Raw genomic sequence first — 523 nt, 5'->3', positions numbered from 1 at the left:
CTAGCTCGGCTGTCATTTTATCGCCAATTTTATAGCCCAATACCTTTCTCTTCTCAGGATCCAAAACGGTCGCTAAATAGACCCATCTGTGATTAGTCAACTGAATATAAGTGATATCTGTTTGCCAAACACCGCTCAAATCATGCAAGTGTCTAATCAGATTGGGTTTTTGATCAACCGTCACAACAGTTTTGGGTTTGCGATAACGTTTTTGCATGCGTGATCTAATCCCTAATTCACGCATTAATTTGAGTGTCATATACTCAGATACTTTCGGACCGTCGGTTTGTTGACTATAAGCAGCAATACGACGATAACCATAAAATTTAAAGGTTTTCCAAACGTCTAAAATATAAGGTTTCAGGGATTCTCTAAGCTTTTCTCGTCGACTGGTCTGCCAATGGCGCCAGTTGTAATAGGTACTAGGTTTGATTTTAAGTGCACTTAAAATACGCACAAGCGCATAGCCTTGTGCTAAAAATTGGTTAACAAGCGGCAATCCCACATTACGGACTATTTTTTG

At 39.6% G+C, this 523-nt stretch carries 1 protein-coding gene; it reads right to left on the bottom strand.

What is annotated here, in order from left to right:
- Positions 1 to 523: IS3 family transposase (locus IEU65_RS10320; protein WP_188352258.1), on the bottom strand; the 523-nt coding region annotated here is incomplete at both ends.

It is taken from the genome of Leuconostoc pseudomesenteroides KCTC 3652, from assembly GCF_014634745.1.
GTDB lineage: Bacteria > Bacillota > Bacilli > Lactobacillales > Lactobacillaceae > Leuconostoc > Leuconostoc pseudomesenteroides.
This window is presented reverse-complemented; position numbering and strand designations above follow the sequence as displayed.